This is a genomic window from Chryseobacterium sp. JK1 (assembly GCF_050632815.1).
Classification (GTDB): Bacteria; Bacteroidota; Bacteroidia; order Flavobacteriales; family Weeksellaceae; genus Chryseobacterium.
Map to the genome: position 1 here is coordinate 2,589,378 of NZ_JBODRU010000001.1, position 20,868 is coordinate 2,610,245.

Sequence of the window (20,868 nt, forward strand, 5' to 3'; positions counted from 1 at the left end):
TGACATGGTATATTTTCATCTTTACACCGGACATTCAATAAAAAAACATACAATAACCATTTTAATGAAAAATCTTATTTCTTTTTTGACCCTTTTAATATTCGTTCAGGGCTATACACAGACCAAACAATGGACCAACGGTACTTTCATCAATCAGGGATATTATGCTTCCTGCTTTGGAAATAAAGTAGACAGCAACGGAAATGTTTATATGCTGTATGATACCACCCCTGACCGTTTTACCCAGGAGACGATGTATCTTGAAAAGTATCTGCCCAATGGATACAGAGATCTCAACTTCGGAACCAACGGCGTCTTGAATGTAGCTCAGGCTATAGGGCATCCTACCACTTCTTCAATACCTCTACGGACATTTGAAGTAACAGACAGTGGTAAAGTACTTCTGTGTGTGGGTTCACGTGATGGTCTTAGTCCAAGTCTTATTTCTATTTTACCTGACGGAACATTGGATCAGAGTTTTGGTGTAGGTGGTTTCAAAAAGATTTTTACTGATCCTTCAAAATATTCAAGTCATAGTGGTTTTGCCTATATGGTTAAGAGTAATGAAAAATATTTTATTGCCCATTCTTATACCTCTCCTCAGAATGCAGGTAAATCTGTGATCGGATGTTTCGACGAATTGGGAAATCCTATAACAACTATGTTTAATCAGGGAGAATATGATGTTGATTATGGCAGTACTTATAATTCTTCATTTGCTTCAGAGCTTATATTAACCGGTCCTTACTTATATTTCCTTGGTACAGGTTATCAGGGCAATACATCTACCTCAATTCTGAAGAGAATGGATCTTGTTTCAGGAGCTATAGATAATACTTATCCTAACAATGCCCATATTGGTTTTGTAGGCACTAATACTCACATTCAGCCCGATGGTAAGATCATCACGGCTTATTCCAGGACTGTAAGCGGATCAATAACTGAATTAAATGTTACAAGATACCTTCAAAACGGAACTATTGATACTTCCTTTGGAAACAATGGGATAAAAAATATTAACTACCCTTGGATTAGTATTAATTTCAAGAGTATCAACACCCGTCCAAACGGAGATATTCTGATAGGTATTTATTATGTAAGTACCGCCAGTTCAGGAGGAAAACAGGACGCTTTTATTAATTTAAAAAGTAATGGTCAGCTTGATAGCAGTTTTGGGGGTAACATTCCCAATAACGGGGTTCCTTTGGCTGGATTTTTTGGCATAAACAGTGTCTATGGAGGTCCTTCAAAAGTTACTTTAAAAGATAATTACTGTGTTGTCTCCAGTCGAGCTGAATATGGTGCTTATATTGCAACTTCCCGTGTCAATTTTAGTTCCTCAACGTTGGCTACACAAGAGACTTATCACCCCAGCCCGATTAGATTTTATCCAAATCCGGTACAATCTCATGGGACTATTATGATGAATAATCATCATGAAACAAGTTTTAACCTCACAGATGCAAGTGGTAAGCTTCTCATTAAAGATCAGGTTTTCCGAAATACTACCCAGGTTGATTTTTCAGATCTGACTAAGGGGGTATATTTCTTAAATATCAGGCAGGCAGGAAAGCAAACCTCACAAAAGGTTATCAAAGAATAATTTAAAATCTCCGGTATTCACCGGAGATTTTTTTGTTCAGAATTAAAACCATTAAAGCATATTTCACATAATATTGTAGCTTTGTAAAACCAGTTTCAAAAAAGATGAAGCATACAATTCCTACCTATGATCTAAGTGATATTTCCAAGTATCGTTTTCACGTTAAGAGAATGGATCTGCGTACGGCAGATAAAGAAGATATTCTTCTGGATAAAGGAATACATCGTGACAGTCACTATATTTTTACCTGTATGGAAAGCGGCCACGTCAAAATGATGGTAGACTTCAACAATATAGAAGCGCAGGATTCTACAATTTTCTGCGTACTGCCCGGACAGGTACATCAGGGATTTTTAATGAAGGATGTCAATGGCTGGTTTGTTGCTGTAAAATCTGATCTAGTTCCTGATGCTGTACGTTCTGTTTTTGAAGAATCTCTGGAAGAAATATATCCGTTGAGCATTGATAAAAACTGGGTTGAAAAAATCTGCACTGCAGCCAGTATGCTTCATGATGCCTATACAGATGAAATGCTGGCTTCTAAAGAAGGCTTTTTGGTCATTCAGTCATTACTCCATGCTTTTCTAGGAATGTTTGCCCTGGTATATTCTCAGAAAAACATCTCCCAGACTCGCTATGAAAGCCGTTCTTTCCAATTGTCAAGAGCATTCAGAATCTCGGTAAGAAAACATTTCAGAACCCTGAAAAGTCCATCAGAATATGCAGAAACTTTAAATATCACAAGAGGTTACCTTACGGAGGTTATTCGGGAAATAACAGGAAAGCCTGCACAACATTGGATTCATCAGGAAATATTAATAGAAGCCAAGCGATTGCTAGCCTTTACAAACCTTACGGTAAAAGAAATCGCTTATGAGCTGGGGTATAGTGATCATACTTATTTTACGCGTTTGTTTTCAAAGCTTGAAAATAAATCCCCTTCGGAATTTCGAATGCAAAATAAAAAATAGAATACAATCCACGAATAGTCCAACAAATTCCCCGATACCGCTATGGCACTATTTCAATTTTGAAGCTTCCTTTGCAATAAAATTATTTATGCCAAGTTTACCAAAATGGATCAATGACACGGTTGAAAATGTCTGGTCTTCAAAATTCAAAGACTGTACCGTTACCTCTATAGAAAATATTACCCACGATCTACGCCGCATCCGTTTTGCTGCAGATTTGTCGGATGCCCTATACGAACCGGCATATGCTATAGGAATAAGGGTTAACGACCGTGATTTCCGTAATTATTCTCCTTTTAATTTTAATAAAAAAGCAGGAACTTTTGATGTACTGTTTCACCTTCATGATACGGCAGCTGCGGGAAGTAATTTTATCGCTCAGTTATCGGTTGGAAGTACAGTAAAGGTATTACTGCCAAGGGGAAAACGTTTCTATGAGCAACAGGCAAAAATTCACTTTTCTATCGGAGATGAAACGTCTCTGGGGAGTTCTCTTTCCATCAAGGAAGCTGTAGACCAGAATCAGGGTACTTTTATATGTCTTCATGAACTGGAGGAGATTCTTGCTCTGGAAACTTTAAATTTATATGGCTATCACAGTCCTAAAAACAATACTATGAGAATGATAGAAGCCTTAAACGATTTCCTGAATGAAGAAAATGAAGCCATTCATAACGATGAAGCAGTTTTCTATCTTACAGGGAATGGTGAACGGATGTCTCTCTTCAGAAAATTTCTGAAAGCAAGAGGTGTTTCTCCGAAATGCATAAAATCACAGGCGTACTGGATTGAGGGGAAAAGAGGATTATAGAATAAAGATAGGAATACAGAGGAAGGAAACCATTTGATCCTCCCTCCTACTTCCTATCTCTATTTCTGTCTCTGTCCAAGTTTTCTCACTTTTTCCAGCCATTTATTCCTCTGTTTTTCATCAGAAGTTTTAATGATTCCGATATAAGTTACCTTTACAGGTTTTATTCCGCAAAATTCCAGGATCGATTTTTTCAACTGATTAACACTTGGTCTTCCATACATAAGGCGGTAATACCATCCTGGCTGATCTAAAGTGGTAATGATATGCGCCGTTTTTCCTTTCAAAAGCTTGTCCCACCACAATGAATCTTTTCTGTATTTATAAGCGAAACCAGGCAAAAAAAGACGATCGACAAAACCTTTGGTTATGGCAGGTAGCCCTCCCCACCATACAGGATGTACCCAAACGAGATGATCTGCCCACTGAATGACTTTCTGGGCGTTGATCAGGTCAGGTTCCAGTTCCATTATTTTTTGATATCCAAATTCAAGATTAGGGTTGAAGGTAAGATCTGCCATAACAATTTCCCTGATTTCTGCTCCCGATTCTAAAGCTCCCTTTTTATAAGCTTCTGCAATCCCAAAGTTGAAAGATTCTTTATGAGGATGTCCATTAATGATTGCTATTTTTTTCATGGTGTCACTTTAATATTGATCGTTTCGTAGGCATTCAACTGCGCCATTAAAGAGAGTGGTTCATGCAGCTGGTGGCTGAAATAAACTTTGTTTTCATGAGGATTTCTCATTAATTCTTCTGCGTGTATCACTGCCGATAAAGCGGTAAGTTCCGCCTGACCTTTGGTACTCTGCAGACTGAGTTTTTTAGATCCCGACTGATCTTTTACTACGATTTCAAAAACAGACTGATCTCCATTTCCACTGGAACCAAAAATCATTTTTCTCTCTTTTAATGATAAAATACTGAAAATCCTCAAATACTGAAAACTCCCCAGCAGCCAGGTAATAAACTTTGAGTTATACGTCATTTTTACACCTACATTCGGGATCCTCTCAATTTGATTGAGAATATAAAGATCCGGAACATCAAAGTTGTAAGCCTGTCTCTTTCCTATTCCAAAGGAAAAATCAAAAGTTTCTGTATTTAAGAAATGCCTGATGGAAACCGGTTGGTCATTTTGATAACGGTGAAAAGGAACAGCCACATTTTCTGCCATAAAATGCGCAGAACTCTCCCCTGCTAAATCTTTTACAGAATAATATACAAAAAGGCCTGTTTCTTTAATATGTGCCCCATCGTTTGAAATGGCATTCACCAGTCCCGGCACAATACCTCCCATCCATCCAGAGCTGAAAACAACCCGGCTGTTAATTTCTGCTTTTTCGGCAATTGTATATGCTTTTACCAATGCTGGAGTGGGTTTTGTGATATCAAGATAGTCGATTTTGTGTTTAATAGCAAAACGAAGAATATGATCTTCTCTATCATTAACAGAAAGAATAATAAGGTGTATTTTTCTATCGGTAATGGCTTTAAAAGTATCAGGATCGGTGACATCAATTTTTAAATCGTTATCTGTTTTTCCTCCTTTTCTTCCGCCGATAAAAACCGAAATATGAGGATTTCTGGCTTGTAAAATGCGGGAAATTGTTCTCCCTACCAAACCGTTTCCGCCAATAATCAGAATATTGTGTTTCATATATTTTTTTTACAAAAGTATAGAGCTACAAATCCTGAGGGCAGGACAAATGTCTAAAAAGTAATTTCTTTCCTGATTCTGCTGAGATGTCTTTGGGTAATTCCTAAATAAGAAGCCAAGTATTGTAATGGAATATTACGGATATAATCGGGATAATTCTTCAAAAGAGTATTATATCTCTGAGCGGCACTGTCTCTCTGAAGCTGGAAGAATCGGGTTTCCAGCTCAAGATATTCCTGTTCTGCAATCATCTTTAAGAAACGGGTCCAGTTTAGGCTGTCCTGAGTCAGCTGATCTACGGCTTCCTTTCGAAGAATCATGAGTTCAGCATCATGAATGGCCTGCATATTTTCTTTACTGGGAGATCCTGAAATAAACGAAGAGTAGGCAGCAATCATTTGATTGGGGAATCTAAAACAATACGTCATATCTTTTCCTTTATCAGAAATATAAAAGGAACGGAAGATTCCCGATTTTATAAAGGCAACTTCTTTACACCGTTCGCCTTCCTGTATGAAATAATCATTTTTATTTATTTTTCTAAGTTCAAATAGTTGTAGAAAAGCTTCAATTTCGTCTTCTGAAAAAAGGTTAAAGCTTCTAAAATAGTCGTGTTCCATGAAATCGAATTACATGCAGCGAAAATAAATAAAAAAAAATCATCTCTGGACGAGATGATTACCGCTTTGAATTTACTAAGTTATATATGAAGATATGAATGATTTTGTGTTGGTACAAAGATAAGTACAGTCTGCCGGCAAAGCCTCAGGGGAATCCCCATAAGTGTATCCGTAAAAATACGGTAGTGTACATAAAAAAGCCCTGCAAGTGATACTTACAGGACTTTATAGTTTATCTAACAATTATTTTGTTGAATGTTTAAAGTACAATAATTAAAAACAGATAATCAATCTGCTTCTCTTTATCGACTTTCTTTTCTATTAAAGCGGGCTTACCAGTTGTAAGAACCATTCTTTAACTTCTCCTTCCAGGTAAGGAGCTATTTTTTCCTCGCAAGTTCTATGATAATTGTTTAACCATGCGATTTCTGTTTCCGATAGAATCTCCTTCACAACAGTATCTTTAAAGAATGGGCAGAATGTAAGGGTTTCAAATTCATAGAATGTTCCATGGATTGTTTTTTCTGCTTCTTTTACAGCAATTAGGTTCTCATGACGGATTCCGTACTGCCCTTCAAGGTAATACCCAGGTTCGTTGGAGCATACCATTCCTGGAAGAAGATCCTGAGGATTCATATCTTTTCTGATGTTTTGCGGCCCTTCGTGAACATTCATGAAGCTTCCTACTCCATGTCCTGTTCCGTGGTTGAAGTCTTTGCCTTCCATCCATAAAGGAAGTCTTGCGATCGCATCTAAATGTACCCCTTTGGTTCCTTTAGGGAATTTAACCATGGATAAACGGATCAGCCCCTGCAATACCAAGGTAGAGTTTCTTTTGAACTCTTCAGAAGGAGTACCTAATGCAAAAGTTCTTGTAATATCTGTAGTTCCCTCCAAATACTGACCTCCCGAATCTACCAAGATGGTCGCTTCATTGGTAACCTCTTTGCTTCCTTCTTCTTTGGCAGAATAGTGCATAATGGCTCCATTATCTTTATATCCAATGATAGAACCGAAACTTTCGCCCACGAAATTTTCACCTTCTGCACGGAAACCTCTCAGCTTTTCACCGATCGAATATTCGTTCATGGCTTCTTTTCCTGCATTGTGAGTTAGCCAGTAAAGGAATTTCACCATGGCAACACCATCTCTTACCATTACCGTTCTAAAACCTTCAAGTTCAGCTTCATTTTTCTGGGCTTTCATCAGATTTCCCGGTACCGGAGCTTTGATAAACTGATTATCTGCTTTTAAAGTTTCAAAAATCTGTTGATTGCTATTGGGAGAAACCAATACTTTCTCATTTTTAAAAGCGTTCAGGTAATTGTAGAATTCTTCGTACGGCATCATTTTCACGAAAGAATCATCCATTTGCTTTCTGGCTTCCACCTGCAGTTTTTCCAGTCCTGTAAACAGAACAGCATCATTTTTAGTGATTACGATATATCCTAAAAATACAGGGTTACAGTCTACATCACTTCCTCTCAGATTGGAAGTCCATGCTACATCATCCAAACTTGAAATAATATGAACCGTAGCTTGCTGTTCTTCCATTTTCTGACGTATTGCAGCAATTTTATCTGCCACAGATTTACCTGCTCTTTCTACAGGGTGTACGTAGATAGGATTAGCTGAGGGAGTTCCTCTTTCTTTCCAGACTTCTTTTAAAAGTGGAAAATCTATAAGGGTAATATTTTTGGAGTTTAATTTTTGAGAAAGCAGCTCCCAGTTAGCATTAGAAGCGGCTAAAGCATTTACAGCCACTTTGCCACCGGTAGGAATCTCAGAAATAATCCAATCGATATAATTGGGGGTTCCTTCCATTCCGTCTTTGAAAAGATCAATTCCTGATCCTTCCAGTTCGATAGCAGCCTGGGTAAAGTATCTTCCGTCTGTCCAAAGTCCGGCTTTATTTTTGGTAACTACCACAAAACCAGCTGAACCCAAGAATCCGGACAGCCATGCTCTTTCCTGCCATTCTTCAGGAAGGTACTCACTCATATGCGGATCTGCAGAATATACTATAAATGCATCAACATTATTTTTCTGCATTTCTTCGCGAAGTGCAGCAACTTTTTCCTTTGAAGTCATTTTTTTCTTTTTTAAACACCGAAAGTTACGAAAAATTTGATGTCCACAGATGAAATAAAGGCCCTATTTTTCAATATAAATACGATTAATGTTAATACGATCTCCATTATACTGAAATCCTTCTGATATATACGATTCTACATCTGACAGAAGGTTTACCCACCAATTTCTTTAAAAAACAAGCTGCGAAAAACGTAAAATATTAAAATAAAACTAAAATACTCTTATCTCCAATACAACCCCATAAAACAGCTTTTAAAAACACTTAAAATATACCACAAATGAGATTTTATTATCAAAATAATAAAAATTGGAAAGGTTATTGCTGTATTTTTACAGTATGAAACAACAGAATTACAAAAATCACAGGAAATTTTATCCACCTCATCACTTCATCTATCTTCCTTTATTAATTGTACTGGAGATATTCGGAATCTATAAAATTGGAAATGATCCCGAGCAAAAGCTAACCTGGATACTTTTTTCTATTGTCATTTTTCTGCTATTTTATCTGGCATTTATGACAAGACAACATTATGCATTGGGACTTCAAAACCGTATGATCATTCTTGAATTTAAACAGCGGTATTTTGAAATTTTCAATATTAGATCTGATGAAACTGCTGAGAAATTAAGATTTGACCAGATTGCGGCATTAAGATTTACCTATGATGATGAATTCAAAGAACTTTTGTACAGAGCTCTTCATGAGAATATTTCAGGGGACGAAATTAAAAGATCCATCAAAAACTGGAGAGCAGACCGACTTAGAGTATAACAACCAATCAAAAAACATCAAGCTATGAAAAAATGGAGCTTTTACAGTATTACGATATTCAGTTTATTAACATTAACAAGCTGCGAAGCAGTAGGAACAATTTTTAAAGCAGGAATGTGGTGGGGAATCTTCTTAGTCTGTGTAATTGTAGTGATTCTTTTACTGATTTTTTCGAAGGGTAAAAACTCTTAACCATGTCTTATGGAGAAGAATACAGAGGTAGAGATCATTTCTCATTTAAAACCTGCGAAAATTGTTAAAATTATGAAAGATCCCGAGGCTTCTGCAAAGGCGGTACATCTTGTATATACCACCGATGCGGAAACGCCCGGTATCATTCGTAAGAAAAACGGCAAGAAGTATTCTTATTATAAAGACGGAGAAAAAATAAAGGACAAAGAAGAAATTTCAAGAATCAATAAACTGGTTATTCCTCCAGCCTGGGAAAATGTATGGATCTGTGCATTGGAAAATGGTCATCTTCAGGCCACAGGTTTTGATGTAAAAAAGAGAAAGCAGTACCGATATCATTCTTTATGGAACGCTCTGAGAAATCACACCAAATTTTACAGAATGCTTCAGTTTGGGTATGCACTTCCTAATATCCGTCTTCAGGTGGAACAGGATCTTGCCTTGAGAAACTTTGAAAAACGAAAGATTCTGGCACTCATAGTAAGCCTGATGCAGAGAACCAACATCCGTATTGGTAATAATATTTACGAAAAACTCTACGGATCTTTCGGGCTCACCACTCTAAAAGATAAACACGTAGAAATAAAAGGACAAAAAATAACATTCTCCTTTAAAGGGAAGAAAGGAGTCATGCATCATGTAGATCTCCGCAGCAAAAGGCTGGCAAGACTGGTTCAAAAATGCAAAGATATTCCCGGTAAGGAACTTTTTCAATATTTTGATGATGAAGGAAACCGTCATTTAATTGATTCCGGAATGGTGAACGATTATATCAAAGAAATAAGCAATGACGATTTTACAGCAAAAGACTTCAGAACATGGTCCGGCACTGTAAATGCGCTGATTGCTTTTAAAGAAATAGGATTTGCTGAAAATAATGCCGAATACAAAAAGAAAGTAAAAGAAGCACTGGACATTGTCGCGGAACATCTCGGAAATACCAGTACAGTCTGCAAAAAATATTATGTTCATCCTCTCGTCATCAACCTTTACGAAAACAATACGATTCAAAAATATTTTGACGAACTGGAAATGATTGAAGAAAATGATGGAAAAGCTGATCTTACTAAAGAAGAAAAGCTTGTTTTGAAAATTCTTGAAAATGAAAAAATGTAATGAAAGAGACAGGCCACCTGTGTTACTCTATCTCTCATTACCTTTATAAAGCCCATTCAGTCTTTATTTTTTCTCCATTAAACGGGAATTCTGTTGTTCGAAAACTGTATCCTGTATTCTTTTGGAGTAATTCCTGCAATTTTTTTGAAAAGCTGAGTAAAGTGTGATGCGGTATGAAAATTCAGCTCATAGGCGATCTCTGCAATATCTTTACTGGAATGCAGCAATGCTTTACTGTAATTGATATCAATCTCATTGATCCATTGTTTTGGGGACTTCTGAGTAACGCCTTTTACACATTTATTCAAATAGCTCTCTGTAACGGATAATTTGTCTGCGTAGAAAGCCACTCTTTTTTCTGCAACATGATATTTAAACAGGAGATCCCGAAACTGAAGAGAAAGTTCCATTGGACGTGTGGCAGATTTATGGTGTGTATCTGAATCTGTGCTTAGCATTTTAATTAAGATCAAATGAAGCATCGTTACTGTCACATCATTGATGTTCAGATTATTCAACCATAGTTCCTGCTCCATAATCGGAAGAAGCTGGGTGATGGTACCATAGGTGAGGCTGTCAAGATTCAGAAAAGGAGTCATAAAGAAGATGCTGCTCTTGTGTTTAGGCAGTTCCTGTTCAGACAGAATATTGTTTTCATAAGCCAGAAAAAAACCTTCAATATCATCTGATAATTCTACGGTTGCCGTTATTGTTCCCTGTTTGATAAAGATAACGCCTCCTTTTTCTGCGTGATATTCTTTATTTTCAAGATACTGTTTGATATGGCCATTGGTGACGAAAATAATAAAATTAAAAGTCGTACGGTACGGAATAACCGGCATTAGAATTCCTTTAAGATAGTTTTCTATCCGATAAAGCTGTATATCCGCATTATTGGCTAATATTTTCTCCGTAATATTGGGAAGAAAAAGCTTTTTATATTGAAAATTGGATAATACTTCCATATCCGATATTATGATTATTTAAAGTTATACAAAATATTTTTAAAGCAAAAGGGGTGAAAGAGTGAAAGAATAAAAACATATCTGCATTTCTATCATCCACCCTTTATATACTAAAACTCTCTCACTCTTTTACTCTTTAATCTAGAATTTATAATACACTCCCACTCTCACTCCGAAAGGACTTCCCGGAGTATAAGTAAGATCTGTAATAGGTTCTGCTTCACCTTTCAACTGAGTTTCTGTAGCAAACTGAGCTTCGTTCCATTTTACATTGAAAAGGTTGTTTACCTGAATATTGGCACCCCATTTCTGACGGTTATAAGAAAGCATCAAATCATTCACAAAGTAAGCTTTTGTTCTGATGCTGTTATCTTCTACAGCCGGTCTCGCTCCCAAATAACGGTATTGCAGTCCCAATGAAAATCCATGAAGGAAATCCCAGTTCACAGAACCGGTACTGGTAACTACAGGAGCTAATGGAACATAATCCTGGCCTTTTTCTTCTTCAATAAATCTTGCATGGGAGTAATTAACATCTGCATTCAGATAGAAGTTTTCAAGTGGCTGGAAACGAATCCCCAAGTCAGCCCCGAAACGTCTCGATTTCCCCGAAGGTTCTACCACTGCATCATCTCCAACATACACAAATTCCTGCTGCAGATCCATATACCATAAGGTTGGTGTGATGATCAATGATTTGAATGGATGCAATCTTACCCCGAAATCTGCTCCGATGGAATAGGGTAAGGTATTTTCATTTTTATTAGGAACCACTACTCTCAAGTCATTGGAGTGGAATCCCATCCCTGTTTTCAGAAACCACATTACATTGTCGTTCTGAGCGTAAGAAAAATTAAGTTTGGGACTTACTCTGGTAGCTTCTTTTGACTGTCCGGAAGGTAATTGCTCAACATCCAGAAGATTATGCATATTAAAAATGAAATGATCTACTCTCAACGCCGGATTAACCGTCCATTTTCCGGTTTTCCATACCAGACCTGTGTAAGCATGAAGATTGGTTTCTGTTCCGGTAACATTTGATAATCTTTCCAACAGAAGATCTCTATGGTAAACGTGGTTGAGCTGTAACGTATTGATATCATCATTTCTTAACCCAACACCTGAAGTCCAGTTCAAAGAGCTGTTGGGAAGAGAGAACGTTTTAGTATATTTGATTTCCGTTCCATAAATATTTCTTCCGTCAGTTTGCTGGATTTCGTCGCCATGATCTTTATCTTTTAAATAAAAAGTAAAATCAGAGTACAGGTTGAAGTTATATTTAGAATAAAAAGCCATGGCATCAATCTGTTCAGAAGGAGAAATAATATGTTTGAAATTCATCTGAACATTGGTTCTGGATGTTTTTCCTCCTTCTGTAGGATCTATACTGCCCCATCTTCCGATAATTCCCTCATCTACAGCGCGCTCAGGAATCTGTCCGGAAGCATTCCATGAAGAGTTGAATGTAGAAAACTGAATATTAAAATAATCTTTATCTGTAATCCATTGATTATACTTTCCGAAGATATTGACTCTGTTGAAGTTCTGCTTCACATCAAAAGGTCCGTCAGTATAATTGTATTCTGCCGCAATGTAGGCATTCTTTCTTCCCTGATCATCATGCAGAATATTAAACATTCCCAATACTCTTTTAGAATTGAAAGAACCACCTTCCAATTTTACCATACTGTTTTTTAAACCATTATACGTTTGAAAATCAACATATCCAGCGGTGTTAAAATCTCCACGGTCCATATAATAAGCTCCTTTTCCGAAATCGATATTATTTACCGTTTCAGGAATAACGAAGTGAAGATCAGAATATCCCTGTCCATGAGCGTGGGAAACAATATTCACAGGCATACCGTCTACATTAACGCTTATGTCTGTCCCGTGGTCCGCATCAAATCCTCTAAGGAAGAGCTGCTCGGCTTTCCCTCCACCTGCATGCTGGGCAATAAATAAACCCGGAACTTTTCTTAAAAGATCCTGTGCAGAATTCACCGGAAATTTGTTCAGATCAACTTTAGTGATTGCGGATAAGAATGAACTGTGATTGATGGATACTTCAGAAATCTGATAAGGTTTATGTTGCAGAAAAATAGTTTTATTCTGTTCATCATCATTGGTAACAGCCCATTTTACCTCATCATACCCCGGACGGCTGATCACCAAAGTATCGGGAAGAGATTTTAAGGGAATAGCAAAAGTTCCGTCTGTGGCCGTATGGGTATGGTTGTTCCCATGGTCATATTTTATCAAAACATCTGCTATGGGAAATTTATCATCTGCATCTTTTATCAGCAGTTTTTTTTCGGCTTCCTGCGCCATCATTTTTCCACTGAAACCCATTGCCAGAAAGAGGACTGCTATTTTTGTTATTTTCATTTTTTGTTTTTGTAAAATGTATGTTGTACAATACAAATTGCACTATTTAATATTGAGTAAATTATATTCTGATCAGAAAATTAGATTTTAGCTCTGGCTTGTTGCGAGCTTACGAACTGTTTTCTGAATGAAAAGAGTAATCCATGTTCCTACCACAAATGGAAAAGTAAATACACCTCCAACAGCTCCCAGACAGTTGTTATCAACAAGGAAATCATCAACTGCAATGGTAATAACCACTGCAATAAGTACCCATAAACCGTCTGTTTTTTTAACGCCTGAAAATACGATTGCAGAAAGCACCGCATTAAATCCGAATAATCCCATATGAATTTCTTTGATAGGTTCTCCATTCATTTGTGATAATCCCGCTCCTAAGATAGATGCTGTAAGCCCATATAAAGCTGCCACCGGTGAACTGATGAAAACGGCAATAAAGAAGATCATCCCCGAAAGTACTCCACCCTGAAATATAACCTCACCAAAACCGTTGGTACAGGCAAGAAGATCGTCATATTTGGTAGGAATCACTTCACAGCTTAGCAACGCAGATGGCGGAATATGAGTAAAATGATGAAGAGCAAATACCAATACCCAAGTGATAACGATAAAAGGAAATGTAAATACCGGTATCTTTTTTTGGATAAAGAAATGCTGAATAACAGCAGCCAATGCTCCGCCTAATAGAATCAGGATCCAGATCAATAGTGTTGTTTCAAATAAGAAAGACAGGGCGACTCCTACTAATGCTGCGCTGAAGCCATATAATCCTGCATTAATTTCAGATTTGTCATATCGAAGTTTCATCGCTGTGAAAGTTCCTGCCGCAGTAGACAGCAACACGGCAATACCACACTGCCAGCTGCCCATGAAAATTCCTATCAGAAACAAAAGTCCGGTCCATCTGTTTTCCTGAAGCATAATTTGCCCTATTCCTTTTAAAACATTGTCTATAAAAGGTAGTTTTTTGAAAAATTCGTTCATAGTTTTTTTTAATTGTATTAAATGACTGTTGATATTTAGACAAGAGACTTATAGATGATAGACTGTCTAGCACTACATGCAATCGTCAATTTTGCTTGGCAAGTGAATTGTGAATTGTCTATAATTTGTAAAGAATAGCAATCTAGACTTTTAAACTCTGCCGTCTTCATTCTCAAACACTCTGACTTTCAAACTCATATTTACCATCCCAGGAAGACCATTCCGATTCCACAGACTGTTACCACAGCTCCACTTACCACTCCCATATATCTTTCAATCTTGTCCGTGTTGAATAATGTTGAATACCCATAACGTCCCAAAAGAACCATTCCCAGCATTGTTAATACTGTAGTTGCAGTAAATGAAATAACTAATACTGCAATTTCAGACGTGGAATGCTTCACTCCGGAATAAAACAATAAAGGAATCAAAGGTTCACTGGGTCCCATTACAAAAATCATAAAAAGAACAAGCGGAGTCACTTTTATTCTTGTTTGCGGCATTACCATTTCGCTGTGATTGTGTTCATAAACATACACATCGTCACCCATTACGTCAAAATGTTTATGAGGTTTGTTTCTGATCGCCTGGATCACACCATATATCAGATAAATACCTCCGAAAATAAGCAGAGCCCAACCGGAAAAGTTACCTCTTATATCCTGAAACCATGAGATCTTATTCAGCTGCCACCCCAAAAACACCCCAATGAAACCTAAAATTAAAGAACTTAACACATGCCCCAGACCGCAAACGACTGTTAGCACGGCCGTTTTCATTCCACTCCATTTCTTAGATTTTGAAATCACGATAAACGGCAGATAATGATCCGGTCCGGAAGCTGTATGTATAAAACTTATTGAAACGGCGCTTAAAAGAAGTGCCCAAACTGTACTGTCCATTTTCTATTTATCTATTGTTGTTCTCTATTAAGTTTTGGCTAAAGCCAATGGAAGTATCTTTTAGTATTGCGGGCTAAAGCCCGCCTCTATTGAATATTTTCTATGTACCTTAAATAAAGAATCATTTTAATTTTTATTCTAGAGACCAAAGTATTTCCTGAATGTACAGGAAGAAGTTGTACATCATTTCTCCGCCGTGTCCCAATGCTCTTACTACAAAACCACTGTCTTCCATTTCAGAAACTCCCACTTCCATTTCTTCCTGATGCTGTGCTGCTGCTTCAACAATCTCTTCAATCAAACCTGTTTTATCTACATTCTCTTTTGTACTGTAGAAAATCAGTGTTCCCTGATGGGTATATTGCTCCAGATTTCCAATACTGCTGATAGGAATCAGATCCGGCTGAATCACCACGTTGTCTTTTACGATCAGTTTATTGTTATGGTAAATTTCCATAAGGTTCTGAAAACGCTTCAGTTTAAAAACCTCTCCATAATGTTTTCTTCCACAGGTAATGATTTCACTGATGATAATCTGGCTGTTGTTTCCGATATGAATAGTAGCTTTACTTTTAAAGTTTGAATCTTCATGGGGAACAATCGGATGCGGAACATAGGCAAAAGAGGTATTATCTTCCATGTTTACATTAAGCTCCTGAACGGCTTTGTCTTTCATATTGAAAAGTCTCTGATACGACTGTGACTGCAGCTGAAGGGAAGCTCCTTTTTCCAGGGCAACTTCAAGGTGATAACGGTCTCCATCCAGAATTCCCGGAGAGGAGCTCATCACCATCTGATAGAGCTTTTTGTCACTTTTTCTCTGTCCTACAGAAACGACTCTGAAGGGAAGTGAGACATAAAGATCTTTCACATATGATTCTCCTCCCTTGAATCCTGCGATAATATTTAAACGGCTATCCATCTATCTTACTAAATTCGGTTCTTCAATTTCTTCTAAAAGAGCATATTTTTTAATCCAACCGATTACTTTATCCAAACCTTCATCAGTTTTAAGGTTGGTAAAGACAAAAGGATTTCCTTTTCTCATTCTTCTGGCGTCATTTTCCATTACTTCAAGACTGGCTCCTACGTGTGGGGCAAGGTCAATTTTATTGATGATCAATAAATCTGATCTTGTAATACCAGGTCCTCCTTTTCTAGGAATTTTCTCACCTTCTGCTACATCAATGATGAAAATAGTAACGTCTGCAAGGTCCGGGCTGAATGTTGCTGAAAGGTTGTCGCCTCCACTTTCGATAAGTACAAGTTCGATATCAGGAAAACGGGCAGCCAGTTCATCTACTGCTTCAAGGTTCATACTTGCATCCTCACGAATGGCTGTGTGAGGGCATCCTCCGGTTTCCACCCCAATGATTCTGTCGTGAGGAAGAAGGCTGTTTTTCGCCATAAATTCAGCATCTTCTTTGGTGTAAATATCATTGGTAATTACTCCAAGATCATAGATTCCGAATAATTTTCTGCTTAAACGTTCCAATAATGCAGTTTTCCCTGATCCTACAGGTCCTGCTACTCCTACTTTTATGTATTTTCTATTTTCCATTTTTCTAAATTTTAAATGATTCTTTTTAAACGCTAAGGGCGTTAAGTTTTTTTGATTGTTAAGATTTTTAAGGTCGCAAAGGCGTTTCATCCAGCAAAAGGTTCATCCATTCATTTATTTCGTCTTCCATGTTATCATTCTGTACCATTCCGCCTTTCCGTCCTTTATCGTTTTTATTTCCTAAGACATATACAACCTTGAATACAATCTTTCGTGCTGCATACATCTGATATCAAAGGCAGTATTACAAAGGCCTACCATATCTCTGTCCAGTTTTATGGTTTCCCAAACTGTTTTTTCCATTACAGGATATAAGGAAAACAGAATATCCTGTCCGTCAAGCTGTCCAAGAGGAACCAATTTTACAGCATTGGTGATCATACCTGCCACTGAAGTGTAATAGAAGCCTAACAATGCCTCGTACAAAGGTATTTTCATTAAGTAAGCATACACTCCGAATACGATACAGTAGTGAGAGTTCGCTTCTTTATTCTGAACAGCTTTCTCAAAAGCTTCCATAAAAGGAAAATTTTCTCTTCTTTTGAATATTTTGATCAATCTTAAGCCTAATTTCTGACTGGCCTGGCGAATTTCTTTGGGACATTTTATGGAATTGCATTCGTTATCCAAATTCAGCAGTTCCTGTAAATCTCCTTTCTCGGCAGCCTTATACGCCATTGTTACAAAAGCTCCGTCATTGTATTTAAGATTGTACTGAAGCATATTCTGAACAAATTCTTTTGCTGTTTGCACATTATGTACAATTCTTTCCTGTACATACGTTTCAAGCCCGTTGGAATGAGTGTACCCTCCGATGGGAAGTGTAGGATCTGACAGATGAAGTAACCCTGACAGAAAATTAATGTTTATATTATTCATCTTTTGGGGCTGCCATTTTTAAAATTTTTGTAAATATTGTGGATCCCAGACTTCCATGTCCATGAGGTTCTACATTAGATTTAAGAAGGTTTAGCAGTTTTACGGATTGTTTTTCCGGGTTGAAACCGCTTGCTTCCAGCCATCTGAACATCGGCATTTCGAAAGGCAGCAATACTTGATCATTCTGAATGAAAAGCGGAATATGTTTGTTTCCGATCTCATAGCATACGGTACCCATTTCCAACAAAGAAGCGGGTAACATCACGATAGCTTCTGCTTCCAGAACGTTTACCGCAATTATTTTTTCTGCATCCTCAAAGAGAATATCTCCCTCGCGTAAACGCTGACCTTCTCTAAGAAACTTGATAGCAACATCGGTTCCCTGTCTGGTTTTTTTACGCTGAATTCTTTTGGTGGTTTCAAACCATTCCAGGTCGAGATAATCTATAATTTTCTCTGTAGGATTTTCAGATAGATTGCCTATGATTTGATTAATTATCATTTTTGGATTTTTTTCTGAAGTCAATGTTTTTAGAAATACCTACTCCGAATGTTGAACCGCTAAGTCCTGCAACATAACTCTTTGTCCAGCCCTCTTCTTTTGTTTTGGTCTGAAGCATTGAAAGCTCTGCAAATTTGAATTTCAAAGCCCAACCTCCGCCTAATAAGATTCCAATTAAAGGATAGGCACGGAGACGGAACCCATTAAAGTTATACATTGCATCGGCTGCCGACTGCTGTTGTCCCCAAACATAGTGAGCATCAACCTGGCCAATCAGTACAAAGTATTTTCCAAGCATTAATGAGGGGCTATACCAGATTCCAGCTTCGTTTTGTTTATAAACCACATTGTGATCAACAGAATTTTGAGAATAGGCATAGTTTACTCCCACAAGGTCATTATTATTGATGAAGTATCCTACTCCCAGCGGTGCACTGGAAACTGTGCTGCTACTGCTTGATGGTGTGGTGATTTTAGAATAATCTAACGAGCCGTACACCATAAACTGCCCTTTGGGTCCTTCTTCGTCACTTTTAATTCGGTGTCCTCCCAGAAACTGAGCACTTACATTACCTGAAAGAATCGCCATACCGGCTAATGCAAAAGAAAAAACTGTTTTATTTAAATATTTCATTCTAAGCTTAGTTCTATAATGATTTAAATTTTCTTTGAATAGATCTTTTGAAATCTTAGGTAAACCTCATAGGTTTCGAAAACCTATAAGGTTTGATTTACCGTTAACAGATTTGTTTTTAGAACAAGAAATACAGCTGCGTTAAAGGAAGTGTTTCTGCCGGTTCACAAGTGATATACTCACCATCTACCGTTACTTTATAGTTTTCAGGGTTCACTTCAATTAAAGGAGTCTTGTCATTATGAATAAGATCTTTTTTTGAAATATTTCTACAGTTTTTCACCGGAAGAATCATTTTCTCCAATTTATAAGAAGCAATGGTTCCGTTGTCAATAGAGATTTGAGAAACGAAGTTGGCACAAGTACCAAACTTAGCTTTACCATGGGCTCCGAACATATTTCTGTAAATAATAGGCTGAGGAGTTGGGATAGAAGCATTTGGGTCTCCCATTTTCGCAGCAATTACAAATCCTCCTTTTACAATCATTTCCGGTTTTGCTCCGAATAATGCAGGTTTCCAGATCACCAAATCCGCCAGTTTTCCTTCTTCAATAGATCCTACATATTCTGAAATACCGTGTGCAATAGCTGGGTTGATGGTATATTTAGCCACATATCTTTTTGCACGGTAGTTGTCATTATCGGTATCCTGATCTTCTTCCAACGCCCCTCTCTGTTCCTTCATTTTACTGGCAGTCTGCCATGTTCTTGTGATCACTTCCCCCGGTCTTCCCATTGCCTGAGAATCGGAACTCATGATACTGAATACTCCCATATCGTGAAGAATATCTTCTGCTGCAATAGTTTCAGGACGAATACGAGAATCTGCGAAAGCCACATCTTCAGGAATATTTTTGCTTAAGTGGTGGCAAACCATCAGCATATCCAAATGCTCATCAATTGTATTGACTGTGTAAGGGCGCGTTGGGTTGGTAGAAGCCGGCAATACGTTTGGATACATTGCTGCTTTAATGATGTCCGGCGCATGGCCTCCACCAGCTCCTTCAGTGTGGAACGTGTGAATGACTCTTCCATTGATGGCTCTCATCGTATCTTCAAGGAATCCTCCTTCATTTAAGGTATCTGTGTGGATCGCCACCTGCACGTCATATTTATCAGCTACTTTTAACGCTGCGTCAATGGTTGCAGGCGTTGCTCCCCAGTCTTCGTGAATCTTTACTCCCAGAGCTCCTGCTTCTACCTGTTCTTCGATAGGTTCTTCTGCCGAACAGTTTCCTTTTCCGAAGAAACCAAGGTTCATTGGATATTCTTCTGCTGCTTCAAGCATTTTCTGCATGTTGAATCTACCTGGCGTTACTGTAGTTGCATTCGTTCCATCGTTTGGACCTGTTCCTCCTCCGATCATTGTGGTGATTCCACTGTATAAAGAAGTTTCAATCTGCTGTGGACAGATGTAGTGAATGTGGGTATCAATTCCTCCGGCAGTCACAATATATCCTTTTCCTCCATGTACTTCTGTTGAAGCTCCAATGATCATATTAGGAGTTACACCATCCATCGTATCAGGGTTTCCAGCTTTCCCGATTCCTACAATTTTGCCGTCTTTGATTCCGATATCTCCTTTTACAATTCCCCAGTGGTCAATGATTACTGCTCCTGTGATGCAAAGGTCTAAAACACCTTCATCTCTTTTAGCAGTAACATTCTGTCCCATTCCGTCACGAACGGTTTTTCCACCTCCGAATACGGCTTCGTCTCCGTAATGGGTGAAATCTTTTTCAATTTCAATAATGATTTCAGTGTCACCCAGTCTGATTTTGTCTCCGGCTGTAGGACCTAATATATTGGCGTATTGTTTTCTGTCTACGTTTAAGCTCATTTTACTGATTTTTAAAGTTTAACTCTTCTACTTTTGCAAGGCTTATCTTTTTCTGTTCTTCGGAATCTATCTGTCCGTCAACAAGATTATTGAAGCCCATTGCTTTTTTGGTTCCTCCTATTTCTACCAACTCCACTTCTTTTTCTTCTCCCGGTTCGAAACGCACTGCAGTACTTGCTACAATGTTCAGTCTCTTCCCAAAAGCTTTTTCACGATCAAAGCTCATAGCCTTGTTTACTTCGAAAAAGTGAAAATGCGATCCTACCTGAATAGGACGGTCTCCCGTATTGGTTACTTTTATTTTGACAGTTTCTCTACCTTCATTGCAGATGATAGTGCCTTCTTTTACAAAAATTTCTCCTGGTATCATG

At 37.8% G+C, this 20,868-nt stretch carries 21 protein-coding genes; 6 read left to right on the forward strand and 15 right to left on the reverse strand.

From position 1 onward, the window contains the following. Window positions 1–64: 64 nt before the first annotated feature. The 3 genes from ACQ76T_RS11715 (at window position 65) to ACQ76T_RS11725 (ending at window position 3,385) form a co-directional block, all read left to right on the forward strand. Window positions 65–1,603: a T9SS type A sorting domain-containing protein gene (locus tag ACQ76T_RS11715; RefSeq protein WP_431343473.1), complete on the forward strand. Its 1,539-nt coding sequence runs from the start codon at window positions 65–67 to the stop codon at window positions 1,601–1,603. Window positions 1,604–1,707: 104 nt separating this feature from the next. After that, entirely contained in the window at window positions 1,708–2,574 is an 867-nt protein-coding gene (locus ACQ76T_RS11720) for a helix-turn-helix domain-containing protein (RefSeq protein ID WP_431343474.1), read from the forward strand. 88 nt (window positions 2,575–2,662) lie between these two features. Next, complete coding sequence (locus tag ACQ76T_RS11725) at window positions 2,663–3,385, forward strand: siderophore-interacting protein (protein ID WP_431343475.1); 723 nt, start codon at window positions 2,663–2,665, stop codon at window positions 3,383–3,385. Between the two features lie 59 nt (window positions 3,386–3,444). On the opposite strand, the gene ACQ76T_RS11730 is transcribed toward ACQ76T_RS11725, so the two are convergent. The 4 genes from ACQ76T_RS11730 to ACQ76T_RS11745 form a co-directional block, all read right to left on the reverse strand. Then, the gene (locus ACQ76T_RS11730; protein WP_431343476.1) at window positions 3,445–4,023 is read right to left on the reverse strand and encodes an NAD(P)H-dependent oxidoreductase; all 579 of its coding nucleotides are present in this window, start codon (window positions 4,021–4,023) and stop codon (window positions 3,445–3,447) included. Beyond that, a complete protein-coding gene (locus tag ACQ76T_RS11735; protein WP_431343477.1) occupies window positions 4,020–5,045 on the reverse strand; it encodes a saccharopine dehydrogenase in 1,026 nt (341 codons plus the stop codon). The genes ACQ76T_RS11730 and ACQ76T_RS11735 overlap by 4 nt, the downstream gene beginning before the upstream one ends. Before the next feature lie 53 nt (window positions 5,046–5,098). After that, a complete protein-coding gene (locus tag ACQ76T_RS11740) occupies window positions 5,099–5,665 on the reverse strand; it encodes a Crp/Fnr family transcriptional regulator (RefSeq protein WP_431343478.1) in 567 nt (188 codons plus the stop codon). Window positions 5,666–5,986: 321 nt separating this feature from the next. Next, complete coding sequence (locus ACQ76T_RS11745; protein ID WP_431343479.1) at window positions 5,987–7,756, reverse strand: aminopeptidase P family protein; 1,770 nt, start codon at window positions 7,754–7,756, stop codon at window positions 5,987–5,989. A gap of 340 nt (window positions 7,757–8,096) precedes the next feature. On the opposite strand from ACQ76T_RS11745, the gene ACQ76T_RS11750 reads away from it, so the two are divergent. Genes ACQ76T_RS11750 through ACQ76T_RS11760 form a run of 3 tightly spaced genes read left to right on the forward strand, consistent with a single transcriptional unit; the run spans window position 8,097 to window position 9,842 of the window. Next, the gene (locus ACQ76T_RS11750; RefSeq protein ID WP_431343480.1) at window positions 8,097–8,534 is read left to right on the forward strand and encodes a DUF6526 family protein; all 438 of its coding nucleotides are present in this window, start codon (window positions 8,097–8,099) and stop codon (window positions 8,532–8,534) included. A gap of 24 nt (window positions 8,535–8,558) precedes the next feature. Further along, window positions 8,559–8,726, forward strand: coding sequence for a phosphatidate cytidylyltransferase (locus ACQ76T_RS11755; protein WP_431343481.1), 168 nt, complete (start codon window positions 8,559–8,561; stop codon window positions 8,724–8,726). 9 nt (window positions 8,727–8,735) lie between these two features. Then, window positions 8,736–9,842 carry a DNA topoisomerase IB gene (locus ACQ76T_RS11760; RefSeq protein WP_431343482.1) on the forward strand — a complete coding sequence of 369 codons (1,107 nt, stop codon included), beginning with the start codon at window positions 8,736–8,738 and terminating at the stop codon, window positions 9,840–9,842. A gap of 77 nt (window positions 9,843–9,919) precedes the next feature. On the opposite strand, the gene ACQ76T_RS11765 is transcribed toward ACQ76T_RS11760, so the two are convergent. The 11 genes from ACQ76T_RS11765 to ureB all read right to left on the reverse strand — a co-directional run bounded on the left by ACQ76T_RS11765 (window position 9,920) and on the right by ureB (window position 20,867). Beyond that, window positions 9,920–10,807, reverse strand: a complete 888-nt coding sequence (locus ACQ76T_RS11765; RefSeq protein ID WP_431343483.1) for a helix-turn-helix domain-containing protein — start codon at window positions 10,805–10,807, stop codon at window positions 9,920–9,922. A gap of 141 nt (window positions 10,808–10,948) precedes the next feature. Then, entirely contained in the window at window positions 10,949–13,195 is a 2,247-nt protein-coding gene (locus tag ACQ76T_RS11770) for a TonB-dependent receptor (RefSeq protein ID WP_431343484.1), read from the reverse strand. 87 nt (window positions 13,196–13,282) lie between these two features. Then, window positions 13,283–14,179, reverse strand: a complete 897-nt coding sequence (locus ACQ76T_RS11775) for an urea transporter (protein ID WP_431343485.1) — start codon at window positions 14,177–14,179, stop codon at window positions 13,283–13,285. Window positions 14,180–14,379: 200 nt separating this feature from the next. Continuing rightward, the gene (locus tag ACQ76T_RS11780) at window positions 14,380–15,081 is read right to left on the reverse strand and encodes a hypothetical protein (RefSeq protein WP_431343486.1); all 702 of its coding nucleotides are present in this window, start codon (window positions 15,079–15,081) and stop codon (window positions 14,380–14,382) included. A gap of 133 nt (window positions 15,082–15,214) precedes the next feature. Beyond that, window positions 15,215–16,003, reverse strand: a complete 789-nt coding sequence (locus tag ACQ76T_RS11785) for an urease accessory protein UreD (RefSeq protein WP_431343487.1) — start codon at window positions 16,001–16,003, stop codon at window positions 15,215–15,217. Continuing rightward, a complete protein-coding gene (gene ureG / locus ACQ76T_RS11790; RefSeq protein ID WP_236855392.1) occupies window positions 16,004–16,642 on the reverse strand; it encodes an urease accessory protein UreG in 639 nt (212 codons plus the stop codon). 180 nt (window positions 16,643–16,822) lie between these two features. Next, window positions 16,823–17,521 carry an urease accessory protein UreF gene (locus ACQ76T_RS11795; RefSeq protein ID WP_431343488.1) on the reverse strand — a complete coding sequence of 233 codons (699 nt, stop codon included), beginning with the start codon at window positions 17,519–17,521 and terminating at the stop codon, window positions 16,823–16,825. Further along, window positions 17,514–18,023 (reverse strand): urease accessory protein UreE, encoded by a 510-nt coding sequence (ureE, locus tag ACQ76T_RS11800; protein WP_431343489.1) that lies wholly within the window; start codon window positions 18,021–18,023, stop codon window positions 17,514–17,516. Before ureE ends, ACQ76T_RS11795 begins: the two co-directional genes overlap by 8 nt. Further along, the gene (locus tag ACQ76T_RS11805; RefSeq protein ID WP_431343490.1) at window positions 18,013–18,657 is read right to left on the reverse strand and encodes a hypothetical protein; all 645 of its coding nucleotides are present in this window, start codon (window positions 18,655–18,657) and stop codon (window positions 18,013–18,015) included. The genes ureE and ACQ76T_RS11805 overlap by 11 nt, the downstream gene beginning before the upstream one ends. A gap of 118 nt (window positions 18,658–18,775) precedes the next feature. Then, a complete protein-coding gene (gene ureC / locus ACQ76T_RS11810; RefSeq protein ID WP_431343491.1) occupies window positions 18,776–20,497 on the reverse strand; it encodes an urease subunit alpha in 1,722 nt (573 codons plus the stop codon). Window position 20,498: 1 nt separating this feature from the next. Then, the gene (ureB, locus tag ACQ76T_RS11815) at window positions 20,499–20,867 is read right to left on the reverse strand and encodes an urease subunit beta (protein WP_431343492.1); all 369 of its coding nucleotides are present in this window, start codon (window positions 20,865–20,867) and stop codon (window positions 20,499–20,501) included. Window position 20,868 lies beyond the last annotated feature (1 nt).

What these genes read in the sequence shown, in the direction of transcription:
- ACQ76T_RS11795 (WP_431343488.1), bottom strand. Translation starts at nt 17,521, where the DNA reads ATGAATAATATAAACATTAATTTTCTGTCAGGGTTACTTCATCTGTCA.
- ACQ76T_RS11775 (WP_431343485.1), bottom strand. Translation starts at nt 14,179, where the DNA reads ATGAACGAATTTTTCAAAAAACTACCTTTTATAGACAATGTTTTAAAA.
- ACQ76T_RS11725 (WP_431343475.1), top strand. Translation starts at nt 2,663, where the DNA reads ATGCCAAGTTTACCAAAATGGATCAATGACACGGTTGAAAATGTCTGG.
- ureE (WP_431343489.1), bottom strand. Translation starts at nt 18,023, where the DNA reads ATGATAATTAATCAAATCATAGGCAATCTATCTGAAAATCCTACAGAG.
- ACQ76T_RS11805 (WP_431343490.1), bottom strand. Translation starts at nt 18,657, where the DNA reads ATGAAATATTTAAATAAAACAGTTTTTTCTTTTGCATTAGCCGGTATG.
- ACQ76T_RS11760 (WP_431343482.1), top strand. Translation starts at nt 8,736, where the DNA reads ATGGAGAAGAATACAGAGGTAGAGATCATTTCTCATTTAAAACCTGCG.
- ACQ76T_RS11735 (WP_431343477.1), bottom strand. Translation starts at nt 5,045, where the DNA reads ATGAAACACAATATTCTGATTATTGGCGGAAACGGTTTGGTAGGGAGA.
- ACQ76T_RS11740 (WP_431343478.1), bottom strand. Translation starts at nt 5,665, where the DNA reads ATGGAACACGACTATTTTAGAAGCTTTAACCTTTTTTCAGAAGACGAA.
- ACQ76T_RS11765 (WP_431343483.1), bottom strand. Translation starts at nt 10,807, where the DNA reads ATGGAAGTATTATCCAATTTTCAATATAAAAAGCTTTTTCTTCCCAAT.
- ACQ76T_RS11780 (WP_431343486.1), bottom strand. Translation starts at nt 15,081, where the DNA reads ATGGACAGTACAGTTTGGGCACTTCTTTTAAGCGCCGTTTCAATAAGT.
- ureC (WP_431343491.1), bottom strand. Translation starts at nt 20,497, where the DNA reads ATGAGCTTAAACGTAGACAGAAAACAATACGCCAATATATTAGGTCCT.
- ACQ76T_RS11730 (WP_431343476.1), bottom strand. Translation starts at nt 4,023, where the DNA reads ATGAAAAAAATAGCAATCATTAATGGACATCCTCATAAAGAATCTTTC.
- ACQ76T_RS11750 (WP_431343480.1), top strand. Translation starts at nt 8,097, where the DNA reads ATGAAACAACAGAATTACAAAAATCACAGGAAATTTTATCCACCTCAT.
- ACQ76T_RS11770 (WP_431343484.1), bottom strand. Translation starts at nt 13,195, where the DNA reads ATGAAAATAACAAAAATAGCAGTCCTCTTTCTGGCAATGGGTTTCAGT.
- ACQ76T_RS11745 (WP_431343479.1), bottom strand. Translation starts at nt 7,756, where the DNA reads ATGACTTCAAAGGAAAAAGTTGCTGCACTTCGCGAAGAAATGCAGAAA.
- ACQ76T_RS11755 (WP_431343481.1), top strand. Translation starts at nt 8,559, where the DNA reads ATGAAAAAATGGAGCTTTTACAGTATTACGATATTCAGTTTATTAACA.
- ACQ76T_RS11715 (WP_431343473.1), top strand. Translation starts at nt 65, where the DNA reads ATGAAAAATCTTATTTCTTTTTTGACCCTTTTAATATTCGTTCAGGGC.
- ureG (WP_236855392.1), bottom strand. Translation starts at nt 16,642, where the DNA reads ATGGAAAATAGAAAATACATAAAAGTAGGAGTAGCAGGACCTGTAGGA.
- ureB (WP_431343492.1), bottom strand. Translation starts at nt 20,867, where the DNA reads ATGATACCAGGAGAAATTTTTGTAAAAGAAGGCACTATCATCTGCAAT.
- ACQ76T_RS11785 (WP_431343487.1), bottom strand. Translation starts at nt 16,003, where the DNA reads ATGGATAGCCGTTTAAATATTATCGCAGGATTCAAGGGAGGAGAATCA.
- ACQ76T_RS11720 (WP_431343474.1), top strand. Translation starts at nt 1,708, where the DNA reads ATGAAGCATACAATTCCTACCTATGATCTAAGTGATATTTCCAAGTAT.